Origin of the sequence: Bradyrhizobium sp. HKCCYLRH3097 (assembly GCF_051167875.1) — a bacterium.
Lineage (GTDB): Bacteria > Pseudomonadota > Alphaproteobacteria > Rhizobiales > Xanthobacteraceae > Bradyrhizobium.
Genome location: NZ_JBNPTX010000004.1, coordinates 370,969 through 387,211, shown reverse-complemented (window position 1 = coordinate 387,211; position 16,243 = coordinate 370,969). Strand labels below are relative to the sequence as shown.

The following is a 16,243-nucleotide window of genomic DNA, read 5'->3' as shown; positions in this document are numbered from 1 at the left end:
AGGCCGGGCGAGCAGCGTCCTTATTTCAGGATGCCCTTTTCCTTGTAGTAGCGGATCGCGCCGGGGTGCAGCGGCACCGGGCTGTCCTGCGCCGCCGTCTCCAGCTTGATCTCCTTGCCGGCGGCGTGCGCATTGGCGAGCTCCGGCAGCGACTCGAAGATCAGCTTGGTCATCTGATAGGCGAGATCGTCGGATACCGCCGAGCTGGTGACGAGATAGTTGATCACGGCCGCGGTCGGCACGTCCTTGTCTTGGCCGGTATAGGTGTTGGCCGGGATGGTCGCCGCGACGAACGGGGGCCCGATCTTGTCGACGACCTCCTTCGGCACCGACACCACGGTGATCGGCGACGAGGTCGACAGATCCTTCAACGATGCGACGCCAAGGCCAGCCGACTGCAAGGTGGCGCCGAGCTGCCGGTTCTTCATCAGGTCGACCGATTCGGCGAACGGTAGATACTCCACCTTGCCGAGATCCTTGTAGCTCATGCCGGCGGCGGCGAGGATCGCGCGCGAGTTGAGCTCGGTGCCGGACTTCGGCGCGCCGACCGACAGACTCTTGCCCTTGAGATCCGCCAGCGTCTTGATGCCGGACTCGGCCGTCGCGACGATCTGGATGTAATTCGGATAGATCGCGCCGATCGTGCGCAGCTTGTCCAGCTTGGTCTTGAAACCGGCCTCCTCCTCGCCGTTCCAGGCGGCCTTCAGGGAGTCGCCGAGCGCGAAGGCGAGCTCGCCGCGGCCCTGCTGCAGCAGGATCAGGTTCTCGACGGAGGCCTTGGTCGCCTGCACCTGGGTTTTCACATTGGGGATCTTGTCGCCGTAGATCTTCCCGATCGCGACACCGAGCGGATAGTAGACGCCCGACGTGCCGCCGGTGAGCACGTTGATGAAGCTCTGGGCCTGCGCCGCTGGCGCCGCGAGCAGACAGGCGGCTGCCAGAATGAAACCGGTTGCAGTGCCAGAGATTTTCGAGAAGCGCATGGATCCTCCCATTGATTTTGCCGCAAATTGGACGGCTGCGGGCGCGGGGTCAACCCATCCGAAAGACTGGCGCACCAGCCTCTCCCGCTCCCACGGCGCGAGGCCGGGACCGATGCGCCCCGCGTTCAATCTTACATTGACAGCACCACCAGCTTGAACCGCAGGTGCAGCCCAGAGGAGCGGGCCGCCTCGCTCGCAAGGCCGCCGGTCACTGGAACGTCATGTCGAGGCACTTGGAGATGTCCGAGCCGAGCCCGGACGAGATCGTCATGCAGCCGCGCACCTTCTGCTGGGTCGTATCCGCCACCCAGATCGAATAGCCGCCATTGCCGAAGAAGGAATTGGTGTTCGCCGGCTCGGTCTCGGTGGCGTCGAACTCATATTTGGAATCGGTGTCGAACACGCGCGGCTTCCTGGTGCAGCCGCCGTCGGTCTGGACGTTGATGACTTCCTTGTTGTCCCGGGTCAGCGACAGTGAGACCTGGCAGCGGAAATATTCCGAGGTCTTCACGTTGAAGAGGTAGGCGTAGGACTTGCAGACGGCCGTATTGAGCTTGCCGGCGGAGAGACCGCGGCTGCAGGCGATGCGCTGGTTGTTGGACAGCTTGAAGTCGTCGGCCCGGGCGGATGCCAACGTCACCAGCGACAACGCCGCAACCCAACCGATCTTCGTGACAAGGCTCATCCGAATCATCCCCAAATTGTTTTCTTGGCCTATGTTTCTAAACCACGCTGCAGGATAATCGCGAGATCGGCGAATGGAAAATCCGCCCAACGATCACTGCACTGCGACGGGGCGACGTTGACGTCGCGTCAGCGTTCGTGATTTGTTCGAGACGACATCGATTGGAGGAGGACATGAAGAGCTTGGTTCTGAAAGCCCTGATCGCCCTCGGTGCGCTGGGTGCACTGACCAGCGCGGTGCGCGCGGCACCACCGGAGCCGTGGGAGCTGAAGCCCGACATGGGCTACGCCTATGGCAAGGATGGCCGGACGCTCGCCTACAAGATGGGCACCAAGAACGCCGACATGCTGCTCAAGGGCGCCAAGAAGGTACCGAAGGGCACGCTGTTCTTCGTCGGCCAGAACGGTCAGCTCTACATGCGGACGGCCCCCTATCTCGACGGCGACGGCAGCTTCTCGTTCGGCGCGGATGAGTAAAGGCGAGCGAGCGCAGCCTCAGAACGCGGCCGCCAGTTCCTTGGCGCCGGGCAGGCTGCTGAGCGAGTCCATCCTGGAATCCGTCACTGCAAGCAGCTTCGCCACGGTGTTGTGGCGAACGGCGACCGGATTGCGCTCGTAGCCGCCGCGCTGGAAGAAGTTGGCGGTCGGAACCTGATCGCGCATCTCGAGCGGCATCGTCACCATGTCGAAGCCCGTGCCGTCACCGGTGAGATTCATCATCTCGAGCTCGGCGGCCGAAAGCGGCCTCATGTAGCCCTTGGCGCGCGCGAACAGCACCGAGGTCAAGAGCTTGTGGGTCTGCAGCATCGGCCCGACGTCGATGTCGAGCACCATCGCATGCATGGCCCAGCCTTGCGGCGTGTTGCCGATCTTCTCATGCGCCGACCAGTCGTCCGGCACGGAGCGCGCAATCGCGACCATCTTCTTCAGGACCGCGAGTTTGTGCTCCATCGCGCCGCGTGCCGGGCCGGACGTCCGAGCCACGCGTTCGCCGAGCAGGCGGATGAACAGCGGCCCCTGCTCGGCCAGCAGCTCGACGCTGTTGGTGGTCAAGAGCTGATTGTAGCCGATCGCGGTCGAGATCGCGCGGTTGCCCTTGAAGCCCGATTGCGAGTCGTGCTTGCCGTTGCCGCCGGTCTCGAAGGCATAGACGCGCACCGCCTGCTCGCGCGTCAGTCCCGACGCCGCGGCGAAGCGCGCATAGGCGCGTTTGAAATCGATGTCGTTGGCAGGGCGCTGCGGCGACCATTGGAAATGCTCCTGTGCCGCCTTCACGAGGTCGGCGACCACGGGGATGTACTTGCGCTCGCGCGGCTCGCCCTCAGGTTCCGGCTCGGGGTTCACCGGCCGCTTCGGCCCGGTGTAGACCGGCGGCTGCTCCAGCACATAGTCGTCGAGCCCAATCGGCTGGCGGTCGCGACGCTTGGCGTTGCGGATGCGGCGCTTATCCGAGATCGCCTTCCAATAGGCGCCCGCCTCCTGGTCAAACACCGCACGCGCCTGCTGATATTCGGCGAGCCTGCGTTGGTACTCCGCGATCGCGGCGGGCGAGGCCATCTGGGCCAAGGCATCGCGCGGAGCTGCGACTGGCGCGGGTTCCCCGGCCAGCAATGGCGGTGCGCCCGCGACCGCGCAGGCGACAATCAGGACAAGCGTGCGAATCGGCTGATGAAGCATGCCGCCCTTGTAGCCGAAACGGCGGCTACTTCCAGGCAAACACCGGCTGTTCCAGCTCATGCACCCGGGTGTCGCGGCCGGACAGCACCTCGCGGAACTGATAGATCAGCGCTGCGGTGGGCGCGTGAATGAGGCCCTCGCGGGCGTGAAAGCGGATCACGCGCCGCGTGCTCTCTGGGATCACGGTGAAGTCGAACGCGTCGTCCGCCGTGATCGCATCCAGGCCGATCCGGTGCACCGAGGAGACCTCGTCCGGATTCGGTCGCAGCGTGCGGCCATCGCCCGCCCATACCACGACCGGGGTAATCAGATAGCCCGACCGTGTCGGGTAGTCGTCGAGCAGGCCCAGCACCGCGTCCGGCGCCAGGATCAGCCCGAGCTCCTCTGCGAGCTCGCGCAGGGCGGCCTCGACCGTCGTTTCGCCGGCGTCGCAGCGTCCGCCCGGCAGCGCCCATTGCCCGCCATGGCTGCGCAGCCCTGCGGCACGCAGAGTGAGCAGCAGCGCCGTGTTGCCGGTCTCGTGGTGGGGGGCCAGCGCGATCACCACCGCCGCGCGCTTCAGCGAGGCCGCCGCCGCAGTCGCCTCCAACCGCACGAAGCCCGCGCAGCAGCTTGCGATTTTCCGCCTGGTGGCATCGTCGAACGGCATCGGCATGCAGCTTGACTACACCAGGCCGGCGACAGATGAAACGACCTCCAGGCCGGCTCGGGCCACAACGGGAAGGGTCTTCAGCGATGACGAAATCGGCCGCGGCCAGGATGACGTCCGACGGCTGGGAGATCGTCGACACCTCCGGTTTCCTGCATCTGATCGGCCCGCTGTGGCAGCGGGTCGTCGGCGGTGTCCACGAGTACGCCATCGTCACCGAGGACAAGCACCACAACCGCCGCGGCCTGGTCCAGGGCGGCGTGATCATGACGCTGGCCGACCGCAGTTGCGGCATGACGGCCCGCTACGCCGCAGGCAAGGAGCACATGGCGACGATCCAGTTCGACACGCATTTCGTCGAGTCCGGCAAGATCGGCGAGACCCTGGTGTCGCGGCCGCATGTGGTGCGGATCACCCGCAGCCTGGTGTTCATCACCACCGAGGTCACGGCCGGACCTCGCGTGATCGCGATGGCCTCGGGCGTGTTCAAGATCTTGAAGAGCGAATAGGGGTCACTCGCTCCGCCGTCATTGCGAGGAGCGCAGCGACGAAGCAATCCAGGGTGGCGGAAGGGACTCTGGATTGCTTCCGCCTACGCCCCAAGGGCTTCGGCGGACACGTCGCTGCGCTCGCAAAGACGCGTTGATGGGTTTATCGTCCTATCAAACCCATGCGCGCGTGTGGCAAGAATGAGGCATCAATGGACTATCGCCAGCTCGGCCGTTCCGGCCTGAAAGTGTCGCCGATCTGCCTGGGCACGATGATGTTCGGCGGTCCCACCGATGAGCCGGCATCCGCCCGCATCATCGCCAAAGCGCGCGACGCCGGCGTCAACTTCATCGACACCGCGGATGCCTACAACAAGGGCGTCTCGGAAGAGGTGGTCGGCCGCGCCATCGCGCGCGAGCGCGACCGCTGGATCGTCGCCACCAAGCTCGCCAACCCGATGGGCGACGATCCCAACCGCGCCGGCCTGTCGCGGCGCTGGGTGCTGCGGGCTGCCGACGAAAGCCTGCGGCGGCTCGGCACCGGTCACATCGACATCTACTACCTGCACAAGGAAGATCACGCGACGCCGCTCGAGGAAACCGTGCGCGCGATCGGCGATCTCATGCGTGCCGGCAAGATCCGCTATTTCGGCGTCTCCAACTACCGCGCCTGGCGGCTCGCCGAGATCTGCAATCTCTGCGACGCCATCGGCATCGACCGCCCTGTCGTCAGCCAGCCGTACTACAATGCGATGAACCGGATGCCGGAGGTCGAGCACCTGCCGGCCTGCGGCTATTACGGCCTCGGCGTCGTGCCCTACAGCCCGCTGGCGCGCGGCGTGCTCACCGGAAAGTACAGCCCCGATGCGCCGCCGGACACGGACACCCGCGCCGGCCGCAACGATACGCGGATGATGCAGACCGAGTGGCGGCCCGAATCGTTGAAGCTGGCGCAGGAGATCAAGCGTCACGCCGAGACGAAGGGCTTCACGCCGGGACAGTTCGCCGTGTCCTGGGTGCTCAACTCGGCCTTCATCAGCTCCGTGATCGCGGGTCCGCGCACCGAGGCGCAATGGGACGACTACATCCGCGCGCTCGACTATCCCTTTGCCGCCGACGACGAGGCGCTGATCGACCGGCTGGTCGTGACCGGTCACGCCTCGACGCCGGGCTACAACGATCCGGCCTATCCGATCGAGGGCCGCAGGCCGCGGGTGGGCTAAAGATGGAGGAGGATCGCTACGGCCTGCCACTGTCGACCGCCTCCACTGACGCGGCCGCAGCCTATCGCGAGGGCATGGATCTGCTGCTCGCATTCTGGCCCGGGGCCATTGACGCGTTCGAGCGGGCGATCATGCTCGATCCGGAGTTCGCGCTGGCGCACGCGGCGCGTGCCCGCATCCACGCGATCTACATGCAGCGCGAGGCGGCGCTGCAGACCATCGCACGCGCCCGCGACCTCGCTGCCAAGCGCGGCACCCCGCGCGAGCAGAGCCATGTCGCGACCCTGGTGCTCGCCATCGAGGGACGCAGCACTGACGCTCTGACATCGACCCTGGCGCATCTGGCGAACTGGCCGCGGGACGCCATGATCATGGCGCTCCCGCTCGGCGCTTTCGGCCTGCTCGCCTTCTCCGGCCGCGCCGATCACGATGCCGCCCGCCGCGACCTCTGCGACCGCTTCGCCGCTGATTATGGCGAGGACTGGTGGTTCATGTCCAACCATGGCTGGGCCCTGACCGAGGCCGGCGAGTTGGCGAAGGGCCGCGCCGTCACCGAGCGCAGCTTCGCGCTGCGCCGGCACAACGCCTATGCCGTGCATGCGCTGCTGCATGCGATGTTCGAGGAAGGCGCGGTGGACGAGGCCGATGCGCTCGTCGAGGGGTGGATCGGCGACTATGACCGCACAGGAATGCTGCATGGCCATATCTGCTGGCACCAGGCGCTCGGCGCGCTGGACCGGGGCGATACCGACAAGGCGCGGGCGGTCTATACCGACGTGCTGGTGCCGACGATGGACTCGGCGCCCCCGCTCAACACCCTGTCCGACTGCGCCTCGCTGCTGTGGCGGCTGATGGCTGACGAGCAACCGGTGCCGCCCAACGCATGGGCCGACACGGCGGCCTATGCGAGCACGCGCTTCACGGGTTCGACCCTCGCCTTCGCCGAGATGCATCTGGTGATGATCGCGGCAGCAACGCATGACAGCGCCGCGCTCAAGGGACGCCTTGCCGCGATCGAGCGGCGGCAGGCCGAGGGCAGGCTGCCGGCCGGGCGCATCGTGCCGCACATGTTGCGGGCACTGCGTGCGTTCGCCGATGACAATTGGCGCGGATGCGCGCGCGAGCTTGCGCCCGTCATCGGCGACCTCCCCCGCATCGGCGGCAGCCACGCCCAGCGCGAGGTGATCGAGGACACCTACATCCTGGCACTGATCCGCAGCGGCGCGCTGGCTCAGGCGCGAGACCTGCTCGATGCCCGCCTGCACCGCCGCCCCTCCGCGCGCGACACCCGCTGGCGGGCGCTCACCGCGAGCTGAGCCGGATTATCCCTCGGTCTCCAGCCCGGTCGGCATCGGCACGTTCTCCGGCGCCAGCTTGACGCCGGCCGCCAGCGCCACGGTCTCCAGCAGCGCCGCAAAATCCTTCTCCAGATAGGCGGCAGGATCGGCCTGCAGCGAGGCCGCGCCGACATGGGCCTGCAATGCCTCGCGCGTCGCGGCCGTCACCGGCATCGCGACGTCGAGCTGGCGCGCCGCCGACAGGCCGAGATCGAGATCCTTGCGCAGCAGCGGCGGCGTGAAGGTCGTGGTCCAGTCGAGATTGACCAGCGCGTTGCTCTTGTACTTCGTGAAAGTCGAGCCCATGACGCTGGCGTTCATGAAGTTCAGGAAGGCATGGCGCGGCACGCCGGCCTTCTGCGCCAGGATGGTGATCTCGGCGAGGTTCTGGATCACGACGCCGAGGAAGACATTGTGCGCGATCTTGCAGATGCGCGCGAGCTCGCCCTCGCCGACATAGGACACGCCGGAGACAGCGATCTTCGCCAGATAGGGTGCGATGACCTCGAATGCGGCCTTGGGGCCGGAGACGACCGACGACAGCTTGCCGGCCTTGACGCATTTGCCGTTGCCGGACACCGGCGCGCGCACGAACTCACAGCCCAGTCGAACGAGCCTGGCGGCGATTGCCTCCGACTGCTCGATGCCGATCGAGGAGCAGTCCACCAGGATCCGGGGACGCGATCCGGAACTGGCAGCCACCAGGCCGTTGTCGCCGAAATAGACCTGCTCGAGATCCTTGCCCGTCGACACCATCGTGAACACGATGTCGCACGCGGCGAGATCGCGGGGATGATCGACGATCACGCCCCCTTTCGCCGCCAGCGGCTCGGCCTTGGCGCGGGTGCGATTGTAGATCGACACCTTGTGGCCGGCCTTGAGCAGGCGCTCGGCCATGGGATAGCCCATGCGCCCCATGCCGATCCAGCCGAGCGAATGCGTCGTGGTCATTGTCGTCTCCTCGTCCTACTTATCACGGATGCGGTCATTGCGAGGAGCGAAGCGACGAAGCAATCCAGAGTCACGGCTGCCACCCTGGATTGCTTCGCTTCGCTCGCAATGACGAAAACACGAAGACCACTCTCCTGGTCGCACCGTTCGTTCGCTCAATAGCGGTTGGCGATCGGCAATTCCTCGGCCGGGAACAGCGTGATCACCTGACAGCCCTTGTCGGTGACCACGACCTCCTCCTCGATCCGCGCGGCCGAGAAGCCGTCGGTCGCCGGACAGTAGGTCTCGAGCGCGAACACCATGCCGGTCTTGATCTCCATCGGATTGTCCAGCGAGACCAGCCGCGAGATGATCGGGCGCTCATGCAGCGCGAGCCCGAGGCCGTGGCCGAACTGCAGGCCGAAGGCGGCCATCTCCGAGGGAAAGCCGAACTCCTCGGCCTTAGGCCAGACCTTGGCGACGGTGTCGGTCGAGACGCCCGGCTTGATCAGCGCGATCGCATGATCGAGCCATTCGCGGCACTGCTTGTAGGCGTCGTGCTGCGCCGGCGTGGCGCGGCCGACGTTGAAAGTGCGGTAGTAGCAGGTCCGGTAGCCCTGATAGGACTGCAGGATGTCGAAGAACGCCTGGTCGCCCGGACGCAGGATGCGGTCGGTGAAATTGTGCGGATGCGGATTGCAGCGCTCACCGGAGATGGCATTGATCGCCTCGACGTCGTCGGAGCCCATCTCATAGAGCATCTTGTTGGCGAGCGCGACGATGTCGTTCTCACGCACGCCCGGCTTCAGGTGTTCGTAGATCGAATGATAGACACCGTCGACCATGGCCGCGGCCTGATTCAACAGCATGATCTCGTCGATGTTCTTGATCTCGCGCGCGTCCAGCATGACCTGCTGGCCGTCGACCACCTTCATGCCGGCCTTCTGCAGCTCGAAGAACATCGCGGTCTCGGCGAGGTCGACGCCGACCGGCATGTCGGCAACGCCGGCCGACCGCAACAGGCTCATCACCTCCTCGGCATGCGCCTTCATCAGTCCGACCGCCGGCGGCACGGTGCCGCGCATGCCGAGCATGCCGGCGCGGCAGTTCTCCGGCGCCAGCCAGTCGCAGAACAGACGATGGTGGACGGCTGCCGAACCGAAATCCCACACGATCGGCTCGCCGTCGCCGGCCAGCAGCGCGAAACGGCACAGCTTGTCGCGCTCCCATTCGCCGATCTTGGTGCCGGACACGTAGCGAATGTTGTTGACGTCGAACAGCAGCAGCGCACCATAGCCCGACGCCTTCAGCGCCGCGCGCGCCCGCGCCAGTCGGTAGCGCCGCAACCTGTCGAAATCGACGCGGCGCTCGAAATCCACCGAGACATGGCCATGCGACGGAATCGCCCGCCCCCAGCGCCAATGCGGATCGAGATGCTCCGGGCTGACCAGATGCGGCTTCAGCGCGCTGGCTGTCATGTGGGCGTTTCCCATTGTGCTATTGCAATCGATTGCAGAGCCGGATTTATTGCACGCACGCAAAATGTGTCAAGGTACCGCGCGATCAAAACGTCGCTGCGCTGCGGCATCGGGGAGCGGAGATGAAACGGACGTCGCCATCGACAAGGAGCCCGCGCGCAACGGCGTCCTCACGCCCGACGATCAAGGATGTCGCCGCGCGCTGCGACGTGCATCCCTCCACGGTGTCGCGCGCGCTCAGCCCGGCCATGAAGCATCTGGTGGCGGGCGATGTCGTGGAGCGGATCCAGGCCGCCGCCAACGCGCTCGGCTATCGGCTGAACATGGCCGCCAAGGGCCTGCGCACCGGGCGCAGCGGCCTGATCGGTGTGCTCGCGCCCGATATCGCCGATCCCGGCTTCCCGCCCGTGCTGTCCGGCATCGCCGATCGTCTCAACGCCGAGGGCTATGCGACGATCGTCGTCGACGTCGGCAGCAAGGGCTCGGAGCAGGATCTGGTCGACCGGCTGATTGCCCGCGGCGTCGACGGTCTGGTGCTGGCGACGGTGAGCTTGCGCGACGATGTCGTGAAGCACTGCCTGGACGCGGCGCTGCCGGTGGTGCTGGTCAATCGCGTCGATGCCGCCGGACTCCTGCCCTCGGCAGCCAGCGACGATGCCGCCGGCATGCGTCTCGCCGTCCAGCATCTCGTCGCGCTCGGCCACCGCCGCATCGGTCACGTCGCGGGCCCGCAGCACGTCTCGACCGGCGCGCACCGCCGCGCCGGCTTCGAGGCCAGCATCAGCGTCGCGGGACTGTCCGCCCGCCATGCGCCGGTCGAAGCCGTCGAAGCCTATACGCGGGCGGCGGGTCGCGAGGCTGCGCTGCGCCTGCTCGCGCGGCGGACGCGCCCGACCGCAATCGTCGCCGCCAATGATCTGCTGGCGCTCGGCGTCTATGACGCGATCGCCGCGCGCGGCCTGACCTGCCCCGGTGATATCTCCGTGGTCGGCCACAACGACATGCCGTTCGTCGACATGGTCGCGCCGCCGCTGACCACGGTGCGGATCGCCCAGCGGGACATGGGGGAAGCCGCGGCGCGGCTGCTGCTCGACCGCCTTGCCGGGCGCGAGGCAGCGACCGACCACATCGTCCTGGCGCCGGAGCTCATCATCCGCGGCTCGACGATCGCATACGAGCACTGACAGGTCCGCGGGGCATCGCTACACTGCGCGGCAAAGCAACTACGGGAGGATACGCCGATGACGGAGATGGTCGGTCTGGAGGCGCTCGTCGCATCCATCGCACCGGGGCAATCGATCGCGATCCCGGTCGACCGTGCCGGCGTCTCGATGGCGGCGACGGCGGCCATGATCGAGGCCGGCCTCACCGGACTCCATCTCGTCTGCGTGCCGATATCAGGCCTCCAGGCCGATCTGCTGATCGGCGCCGGCGTGGCCGCGGTGGTGGAAACCAGCGCCGTCTCGCTCGGCGAGGCCGGCGGCGCACCGCGCTTCGTCTCGGCCGTGCGCGACGGCAGCATCCGCCTGCGCGATGCCACCTGCCCTGCGATCCATGCCGGCCTGCTGGCCGGGCAGAAGGGCGTGCCGTTCATGCCGATCGCCGGCATCATCGGCAGCGATCTGCTGCAGGTCCGCCCCGATTGGAAGGTGATCGACAGTCCGGTCGGCGAGCCCGGCAAGGTGGTCGTGGTGCCGGCGATCACGCCCGACGTGGCGCTGTTTCATGCGCCTGAGGCCGACCGCTTCGGCAATGTCCGCATCGGTCGCTACCGCGAGCTGGCGACGATGGCCTATGCGGCGAAGCGCACGCTGGTCACCGTCGAGCGCATCGTCGATCGCGATTTGATGGCGACCGAAGACTCGGCGGCCGGCGTGCTGCCGGCGCTGTATGTCGATGCCATCGCGGTGGCCGCGAACGGGGCCTGGCCGCTGCCGCTGTGGGACGAATACGAGACCGATGGCGCCGAGCTGGCGCGCTACGCCGCGATGGCGCGCACCAACGAGGGCTTTCGCAGCTATCTCTCCGCCTTCCTGGCCCGCAGCAAGCAGGTGGCATGACCATGCACGATGAACGCGCGCGCAAGGAGCTGCTGATCACCACCATCGCCGACCTGCTCGATGGCATCCGCCATGTCGCTGTCGGCGCCTCGTCGCCGATCCCGGCGGCCGGCGCGATGCTGCTGCGCGCACGGAACGCGCAAGCGGGCAAGCCGCCGGTCCGCATCTCGATCCTCGGCTCGAGCCGGCACAATTTCTTCACCAATGGCGGCGTCGAGCTGTTCGACTGCGCCGCGCAGGGCCGCGTCGACGCGTTTTTTCTCGGCGGCGGTCAGATCGACGGCAGCGGCAACATCAACCTGGTCGGCACCGGCGACTATCCGCGGATGGATGTGCGCTGGCCGGGCTCGTTCGGCTCGGCCTATCTCTACCATCTCATTCCGCGGGTGATCCTGTTTCGCGAAGAGCATTCGCCGCGCGTGTTGGTGCCGAAGGTGGATTTCGTCAGCGCCGCCGCGACCACGCCGGAGGTGAAGCGGCGCGGCGGCCCGCAGGCGCTGCTGACCAATCTGGCGCTGTTCGATTTCGACCGCGAGCGCGGCGGCTTCCGGCTGCGCTCGGTGCACCCGGGCTACTCCGCCGACGACGTGCGCGATCGCACCGGATTCGATTATGCGGTGCCGGAGATCGTGCCGCCCACGCCCGCGCCGGACCGGGCGACGGTCGAGCTGATCCGCGGCCGGATCCTCGACGAGCTCGCCGAATGCTATCCGGAATTCGCGCGCGCGATGGCTGCAGCGGCTTAGCTAGCGATCCAGGCTACGCCTGTCCATGCTGGTGCCGACGCCAAAATTGGATCGCCAATTGGATGGATAGGCCACCGCGCGCCGCGGGGCGGGCATTTTGAACTCGGCAAATCCGCCAAGGCTCAAATGGACGAACGAGTAAGAAAACTCAGGCCCATCGCCATTCCGCGGAGCTATGCTGCGACCGGAACGGTTTGCCGCCACTGGTAGCGGCGGGTCTGGCGCACGCGCCGTCCACGATGCCCGGGGGGCCAAAGCCGCCCGTCGACTCGGTCGGCATCATGCGATGCCCCGCGCCGGTGAAACCGGCGCACGGGCAAGCCGCGCGCCGCCTTCAGCGTTGATCAGTTTCACCGTTGATCAGTGACGTGCCGCCGCAGCACCGGCATAGACACCGGCAATGAAGGCCGCCGCCGCTCCGGCAACGGGCGCCAGCGCCGGAACGAACTTCGCGCCTGCCGCAGTATCGATGATCTGCTGCAGCGCATTGCCGTCCTTGGCCTGGGCGGACTCCTGGTAGATGCGCGTTGCGGCTGCTTCGATCTCGGCGAAGGTCGCCGTGCAGATCACCTTGTCGATGCCCTGATACGATACAGGTCCGGCTTTGCTGTCGTGAAGGTATTGGTGCGTGAGTTGCAGGCCACCACCGATGATCGCTCCTGCGGCTGCAGCGCCGAGCGCCAGCACGGCGGGCGCGATCTTCGGACCGAATTCCTTCGCGCCCGCTGCTCCTGCTTCAGCGAACGCCAGAGCCGGCATGTGCAGCCAGGACACGGGAATGTTCGCCAGCGCGGCTCTGACGTCTTCATTTGCATTCATGGGATACTCTCCTCGGTTGGGTTTGATTGGACCAGACGACTTTCGCCAGCGCCTTCCCGCGGCCGCAGGTACCGACGAACGACTCCGCTCAACCTGCGGAGGCGCCCTTCGGTCAGGCGGGCGCCGCGATACGGCGCAGGATTTGTTCGATCTCGTTGTGGTGCTGCATGACGCGTTGCACGACCCGCACGTGATCATCGGCACTGTTCGTTGCGTCCGCGCCTGCGTGGCAATGCGGGCATTCCGGCTCTCCCTGATAGAAGAAGTGCTTGCAGGACTCGCAGAGCAGCAGCTGGTCCAGCCTCGCCGCCGCGTCAGGCGCGAGATCCTGGAACTCGTCGCTCGCGTACACTTCCTGGCCGTATCGGCCGCCGTGGGCGTCCTCGATCATGATGTCGAAGCAGCCATGGTCGAACGGCTGTCGTCCCGATGGCCTCGTCCGCTGCACGATCACCTCGCGCCAGCCGCGTTCGGCCAGCCGCAATACCCGGTAGTGGCAGAACGGATTGTTGCCAGGCCGTCCCGACAGCACGTGCGTGGTCCAACTGCACCCGGCGCGGCACATCGGACCGTAGTAGCACTTGGCGCAGAACCCCCAGCGGCGCCCGCGGCTCTCGTCGAGATCGCGCATGAAACGCAGTTCGGCGCTGTCGTTCCAGATGTCGGTAAATGATCGATCGCGGATATTGCCGCCGACATAGGCGGCCGTAGGGAGCGACGGGCAGCCCTTGATGGCGCCGTCAGCCTCGATTCCCAGGCCAGCCCGTCCGGCCTGGCAGCCGCCGTAGTATTCGAATCGTCCGGAGATACTGCGCCAAGCCGCTTCGTATGGGCCAAAATACCCGATGTTGTTACCGGGCATAAGCTGCAGGCCGCGATCGAGGCCCTCTTCGAACAGTGCAAACAGCTCCGGCATCAGCGCAGCGAGATCGAAGGGCTGCAGCAGCAAGGATGGAGCATCGGCCGCATTGCCCATGGGCACGGTGAGCTGAATCTGCCAGGCGGAGGCCCCGGCGTCGATGATCGTATCGAAAATGTCGCGCAGGCCGCCCAGGGTAAGACGATTGACCTGCGAGTTGGCGGTCGCCATCAGCCCATGCTTTCGCGCGTTCCGGATCGCGGCCACCGCTTGGCCGTGGCTGCCCTTGATACCGCGGAGCCGATCATGTGTAGCGGCCGGGCCGTCGATGGAAACGCCGACGGTCTTGAGTCCGGCGCGCGCGGCTGCTTCGATCTTCGCTTCCGTGAGTGCCCGGGCGCCGGTCTGCAGGCCGCAGACAATGCCGTTGCGAGTGATCTCCTCGACGAGGACCAGCCAATCGGGGCGGAGGTAAGCTTCGCCGCCGATCAGAACGATCTCCTTGGTGCCAGCGCGCGCAAGTTCGCCAATCAGAGCGATGCATTCCGCGGTGGTCAGCTCGTCATTGCGAGGTGCGCCGGCCCGGGACCCGCAATGGCTGCACTTCAGGTTGCAGAGGAGCGTGATCTCCCAGACCACATAGCGCGCTTGAGCGGTAGGCAAGCCGCCGGAAGGGATTGATCGGACCGGCATCTCGGTATCGGCGTGGGGTACACGAGAGAACATGAAATTTGCCGCGACATCGTTGACGATTGGTATCGTAAAATACTAACCTTAGATTGTATAGAGGACGAGGGAGGCGAATTTGGCGAAGGAAGGCGTTCCAGGCGGAGTGGTGCCTCTGTACGGCCTTGCGATCGGCAATGCGCTCGCAAGTGGCGGTATCACTCTGGACGAGTTGGTCACATTGCGCTCGCACGCGAAGGCGATCGTCGACGCTCAAGGCGATCTGGTTTCTGCGGTGAACGCGCTCGACGAGGAAATCGTCAAGCGCGGCGGACAGGCGGCCGCCAAGGGCGCGGCGCCTGCCGAGGTGGTGCCATCCGAACGCTTCACCGTGCAGATCACCGGCCTTCCGATCGAGCCACAGGCGAGACAGAGCATCGAGCAGGCCGTCAATAATGCGGTGAAGGCTGCCATTGCCGCTCACGACAGCGGCGGCGACCTGAAGATCACGGCGTTGTCTCAAATCCAATCGTTCGGGGGAACGCACGGCGGCGCCACTGCGGGTCTGATCGCCACGATCGATCTTCAGTCAGCGCCTTGAAGGTCTGGAGGGCGACATCATGACCGAGAAGAGTACAGCTGGCGGAATCGCATCCTTCGCCGGTGGAGCAATCATGGTCTATGGCGTTGCCATTGGCAACGCGTTGGCGGCGGCCGTCAAAGGGCCCGCATCCATCGACGATCTGGTGTCGTTGCGCGACCATGCGCGCCAGATCGTCGGCGTCCAGGGTGATCTTGTTGCGGCGCTGGCCGCTTTGGACGCTGAGATTGCGAAGCGTGGAGGCGACAAGGCGGCGCCCGCGCCGGAGATGGAGCGCTTCGTCGCTCAGATCGATGGCGGTCCGCTCTCCGGCCAGTTGAAGTCTGAGATCGAGCAAGCCATTCAGAAGGCGGTGACGGCTGAAATCGCAAAGCTCGATACGCGCGGCGACATGGTTGCGACGCCGCTGTCGCAGATCAAGGCGTTCGGAGCGGGACCTGGCTCCCACATTTACGGAGCTGTCTATCGACCGAAGCTGGATAATCCCTGAGTGCGGTCGAATGCCCGGCACACGTTCGGATCACGGCGATGTCCAGACCAAGCAAGCCGGGCGAGGCGAGAGCTAATCGAGAGGCGTTCAGGCGATGTCCGATGCAGCATCCGTGAAGCCGAAGTCGGTGCCGATGTGCCCGAGTTCGCGCTGCGCCGACGGCAACACGCTGCTCGGCATCGTCAATGCCGAGGGCCGGATCGATTTCATTCCCGAGCGCTTCGAGGTCGACGCCGCCTTCGTCGCGATCGCCCGGCAGGGACGTCCGCCGGAACAGCGCTTCCGCTTCTCGTCGCCGTGCCTCGCGCGCGACTGCGGAAAGTGGGACGGCAAGCGCTGTGGCGTCGCCAAGATCCTGAACGAGCACGGGCTGGAGCTCTTGCCGAATGAGCGGACCGTGGCGCTGCCGCGGTGTTCGATCCGCGCGAACTGCCGTTGGCACGGCGACTACGGCGATGCGATCTGCGCGGTCTGCGCCTGGGTGGTCACGGAAAGCGGCAATCGGCTCGAACCGCCGGCTTGATGTTTGCGAGCCGAGACATCAGGGGGACGG

At 66.2% G+C, this 16,243-nt stretch carries 18 protein-coding genes; 10 read left to right on the top strand and 8 right to left on the bottom strand.

Features of this window, described 5'->3' with window-relative positions; translation table 11 throughout:
• Positions 1 to 20 precede the first annotated feature (20 nt).
• Both ACQR0U_RS13340 and ACQR0U_RS13335 read right to left on the bottom strand, forming a co-directional pair.
• Positions 21 to 983 (bottom strand): TAXI family TRAP transporter solute-binding subunit, encoded by a 963-nt coding sequence (locus ACQR0U_RS13340; protein ID WP_315716311.1) that lies wholly within the window; start codon positions 981 to 983, stop codon positions 21 to 23.
• A 208-nt stretch (positions 984 to 1,191) separates the two neighbouring features.
• Entirely contained in the window at positions 1,192 to 1,668 is a 477-nt protein-coding gene (locus tag ACQR0U_RS13335; RefSeq protein WP_315716312.1) for a hypothetical protein, read from the bottom strand.
• 173 nt (positions 1,669 to 1,841) lie between these two features.
• Here ACQR0U_RS13335 and ACQR0U_RS13330 point away from each other — a divergent pair, with 173 nt between their 5' ends.
• Entirely contained in the window at positions 1,842 to 2,144 is a 303-nt protein-coding gene (locus tag ACQR0U_RS13330) for a hypothetical protein (RefSeq protein ID WP_315716313.1), read from the top strand.
• An 18-nt stretch (positions 2,145 to 2,162) separates the two neighbouring features.
• Here the strand turns inward: ACQR0U_RS13330 and ACQR0U_RS13325 are convergent, their stop codons facing one another.
• Both ACQR0U_RS13325 and ACQR0U_RS13320 read right to left on the bottom strand, forming a co-directional pair.
• Positions 2,163 to 3,344 carry a hypothetical protein gene (locus ACQR0U_RS13325; protein ID WP_316165807.1) on the bottom strand — a complete coding sequence of 394 codons (1,182 nt, stop codon included), beginning with the start codon at positions 3,342 to 3,344 and terminating at the stop codon, positions 2,163 to 2,165.
• Between the two features lie 25 nt (positions 3,345 to 3,369).
• Positions 3,370 to 3,999 carry an NUDIX hydrolase gene (locus ACQR0U_RS13320; protein ID WP_315751410.1) on the bottom strand — a complete coding sequence of 210 codons (630 nt, stop codon included), beginning with the start codon at positions 3,997 to 3,999 and terminating at the stop codon, positions 3,370 to 3,372.
• A gap of 80 nt (positions 4,000 to 4,079) precedes the next feature.
• On the opposite strand from ACQR0U_RS13320, the gene ACQR0U_RS13315 reads away from it, so the two are divergent.
• The 3 genes from ACQR0U_RS13315 to ACQR0U_RS13305 all read left to right on the top strand — a co-directional run bounded on the left by ACQR0U_RS13315 (position 4,080) and on the right by ACQR0U_RS13305 (position 7,020).
• Entirely contained in the window at positions 4,080 to 4,502 is a 423-nt protein-coding gene (locus ACQR0U_RS13315) for a PaaI family thioesterase (RefSeq protein ID WP_315716316.1), read from the top strand.
• A 191-nt stretch (positions 4,503 to 4,693) separates the two neighbouring features.
• Positions 4,694 to 5,704 (top strand): aldo/keto reductase, encoded by a 1,011-nt coding sequence (locus ACQR0U_RS13310; protein ID WP_434843265.1) that lies wholly within the window; start codon positions 4,694 to 4,696, stop codon positions 5,702 to 5,704.
• A 2-nt stretch (positions 5,705 to 5,706) separates the two neighbouring features.
• The gene (locus tag ACQR0U_RS13305) at positions 5,707 to 7,020 is read left to right on the top strand and encodes a tetratricopeptide repeat protein (RefSeq protein ID WP_316204435.1); all 1,314 of its coding nucleotides are present in this window, start codon (positions 5,707 to 5,709) and stop codon (positions 7,018 to 7,020) included.
• 6 nt (positions 7,021 to 7,026) lie between these two features.
• Here the strand turns inward: ACQR0U_RS13305 and ACQR0U_RS13300 are convergent, their stop codons facing one another.
• Both ACQR0U_RS13300 and ACQR0U_RS13295 read right to left on the bottom strand, forming a co-directional pair.
• Positions 7,027 to 7,992 carry an NAD(P)-dependent oxidoreductase gene (locus ACQR0U_RS13300; RefSeq protein WP_315716320.1) on the bottom strand — a complete coding sequence of 322 codons (966 nt, stop codon included), beginning with the start codon at positions 7,990 to 7,992 and terminating at the stop codon, positions 7,027 to 7,029.
• Positions 7,993 to 8,147: 155 nt separating this feature from the next.
• A complete protein-coding gene (locus tag ACQR0U_RS13295) occupies positions 8,148 to 9,449 on the bottom strand; it encodes a M24 family metallopeptidase (protein WP_315826546.1) in 1,302 nt (433 codons plus the stop codon).
• 122 nt (positions 9,450 to 9,571) lie between these two features.
• Between ACQR0U_RS13295 and ACQR0U_RS13290 the strand changes: the two genes are divergently transcribed.
• The 3 genes from ACQR0U_RS13290 to ACQR0U_RS13280 are packed head-to-tail and all read left to right on the top strand — an operon-like array spanning position 9,572 to position 12,255.
• Entirely contained in the window at positions 9,572 to 10,633 is a 1,062-nt protein-coding gene (locus ACQR0U_RS13290) for a LacI family DNA-binding transcriptional regulator (RefSeq protein WP_315716322.1), read from the top strand.
• Between the two features lie 57 nt (positions 10,634 to 10,690).
• Positions 10,691 to 11,509 (top strand): CoA transferase subunit A, encoded by an 819-nt coding sequence (locus ACQR0U_RS13285; RefSeq protein ID WP_315716323.1) that lies wholly within the window; start codon positions 10,691 to 10,693, stop codon positions 11,507 to 11,509.
• Positions 11,506 to 12,255 carry a CoA-transferase gene (locus ACQR0U_RS13280; RefSeq protein ID WP_315716324.1) on the top strand — a complete coding sequence of 250 codons (750 nt, stop codon included), beginning with the start codon at positions 11,506 to 11,508 and terminating at the stop codon, positions 12,253 to 12,255. Before ACQR0U_RS13285 ends, ACQR0U_RS13280 begins: the two co-directional genes overlap by 4 nt.
• Positions 12,256 to 12,615: 360 nt before the next feature.
• Here ACQR0U_RS13280 and ACQR0U_RS13275 read toward each other — a convergent pair whose 3' ends face one another.
• Together ACQR0U_RS13275 and ACQR0U_RS13270 are read right to left on the bottom strand one after the other, a co-directional pair.
• Positions 12,616 to 13,074: a hypothetical protein gene (locus ACQR0U_RS13275; RefSeq protein ID WP_315716325.1), complete on the bottom strand. Its 459-nt coding sequence runs from the start codon at positions 13,072 to 13,074 to the stop codon at positions 12,616 to 12,618.
• A 112-nt stretch (positions 13,075 to 13,186) separates the two neighbouring features.
• Entirely contained in the window at positions 13,187 to 14,659 is a 1,473-nt protein-coding gene (locus tag ACQR0U_RS13270) for a radical SAM protein (RefSeq protein ID WP_434843266.1), read from the bottom strand.
• Between the two features lie 79 nt (positions 14,660 to 14,738).
• Here ACQR0U_RS13270 and ACQR0U_RS13265 point away from each other — a divergent pair, with 79 nt between their 5' ends.
• The 3 genes from ACQR0U_RS13265 to ACQR0U_RS13255 all read left to right on the top strand — a co-directional run bounded on the left by ACQR0U_RS13265 (position 14,739) and on the right by ACQR0U_RS13255 (position 16,213).
• Positions 14,739 to 15,200: a DUF1843 domain-containing protein gene (locus ACQR0U_RS13265; RefSeq protein WP_315716327.1), complete on the top strand. Its 462-nt coding sequence runs from the start codon at positions 14,739 to 14,741 to the stop codon at positions 15,198 to 15,200.
• A gap of 19 nt (positions 15,201 to 15,219) precedes the next feature.
• Entirely contained in the window at positions 15,220 to 15,690 is a 471-nt protein-coding gene (locus ACQR0U_RS13260) for a hypothetical protein (RefSeq protein ID WP_315716328.1), read from the top strand.
• A 94-nt stretch (positions 15,691 to 15,784) separates the two neighbouring features.
• Entirely contained in the window at positions 15,785 to 16,213 is a 429-nt protein-coding gene (locus ACQR0U_RS13255) for a hypothetical protein (protein ID WP_315716329.1), read from the top strand.
• The last annotated feature ends 30 nt before the right edge of the window (positions 16,214 to 16,243 follow it).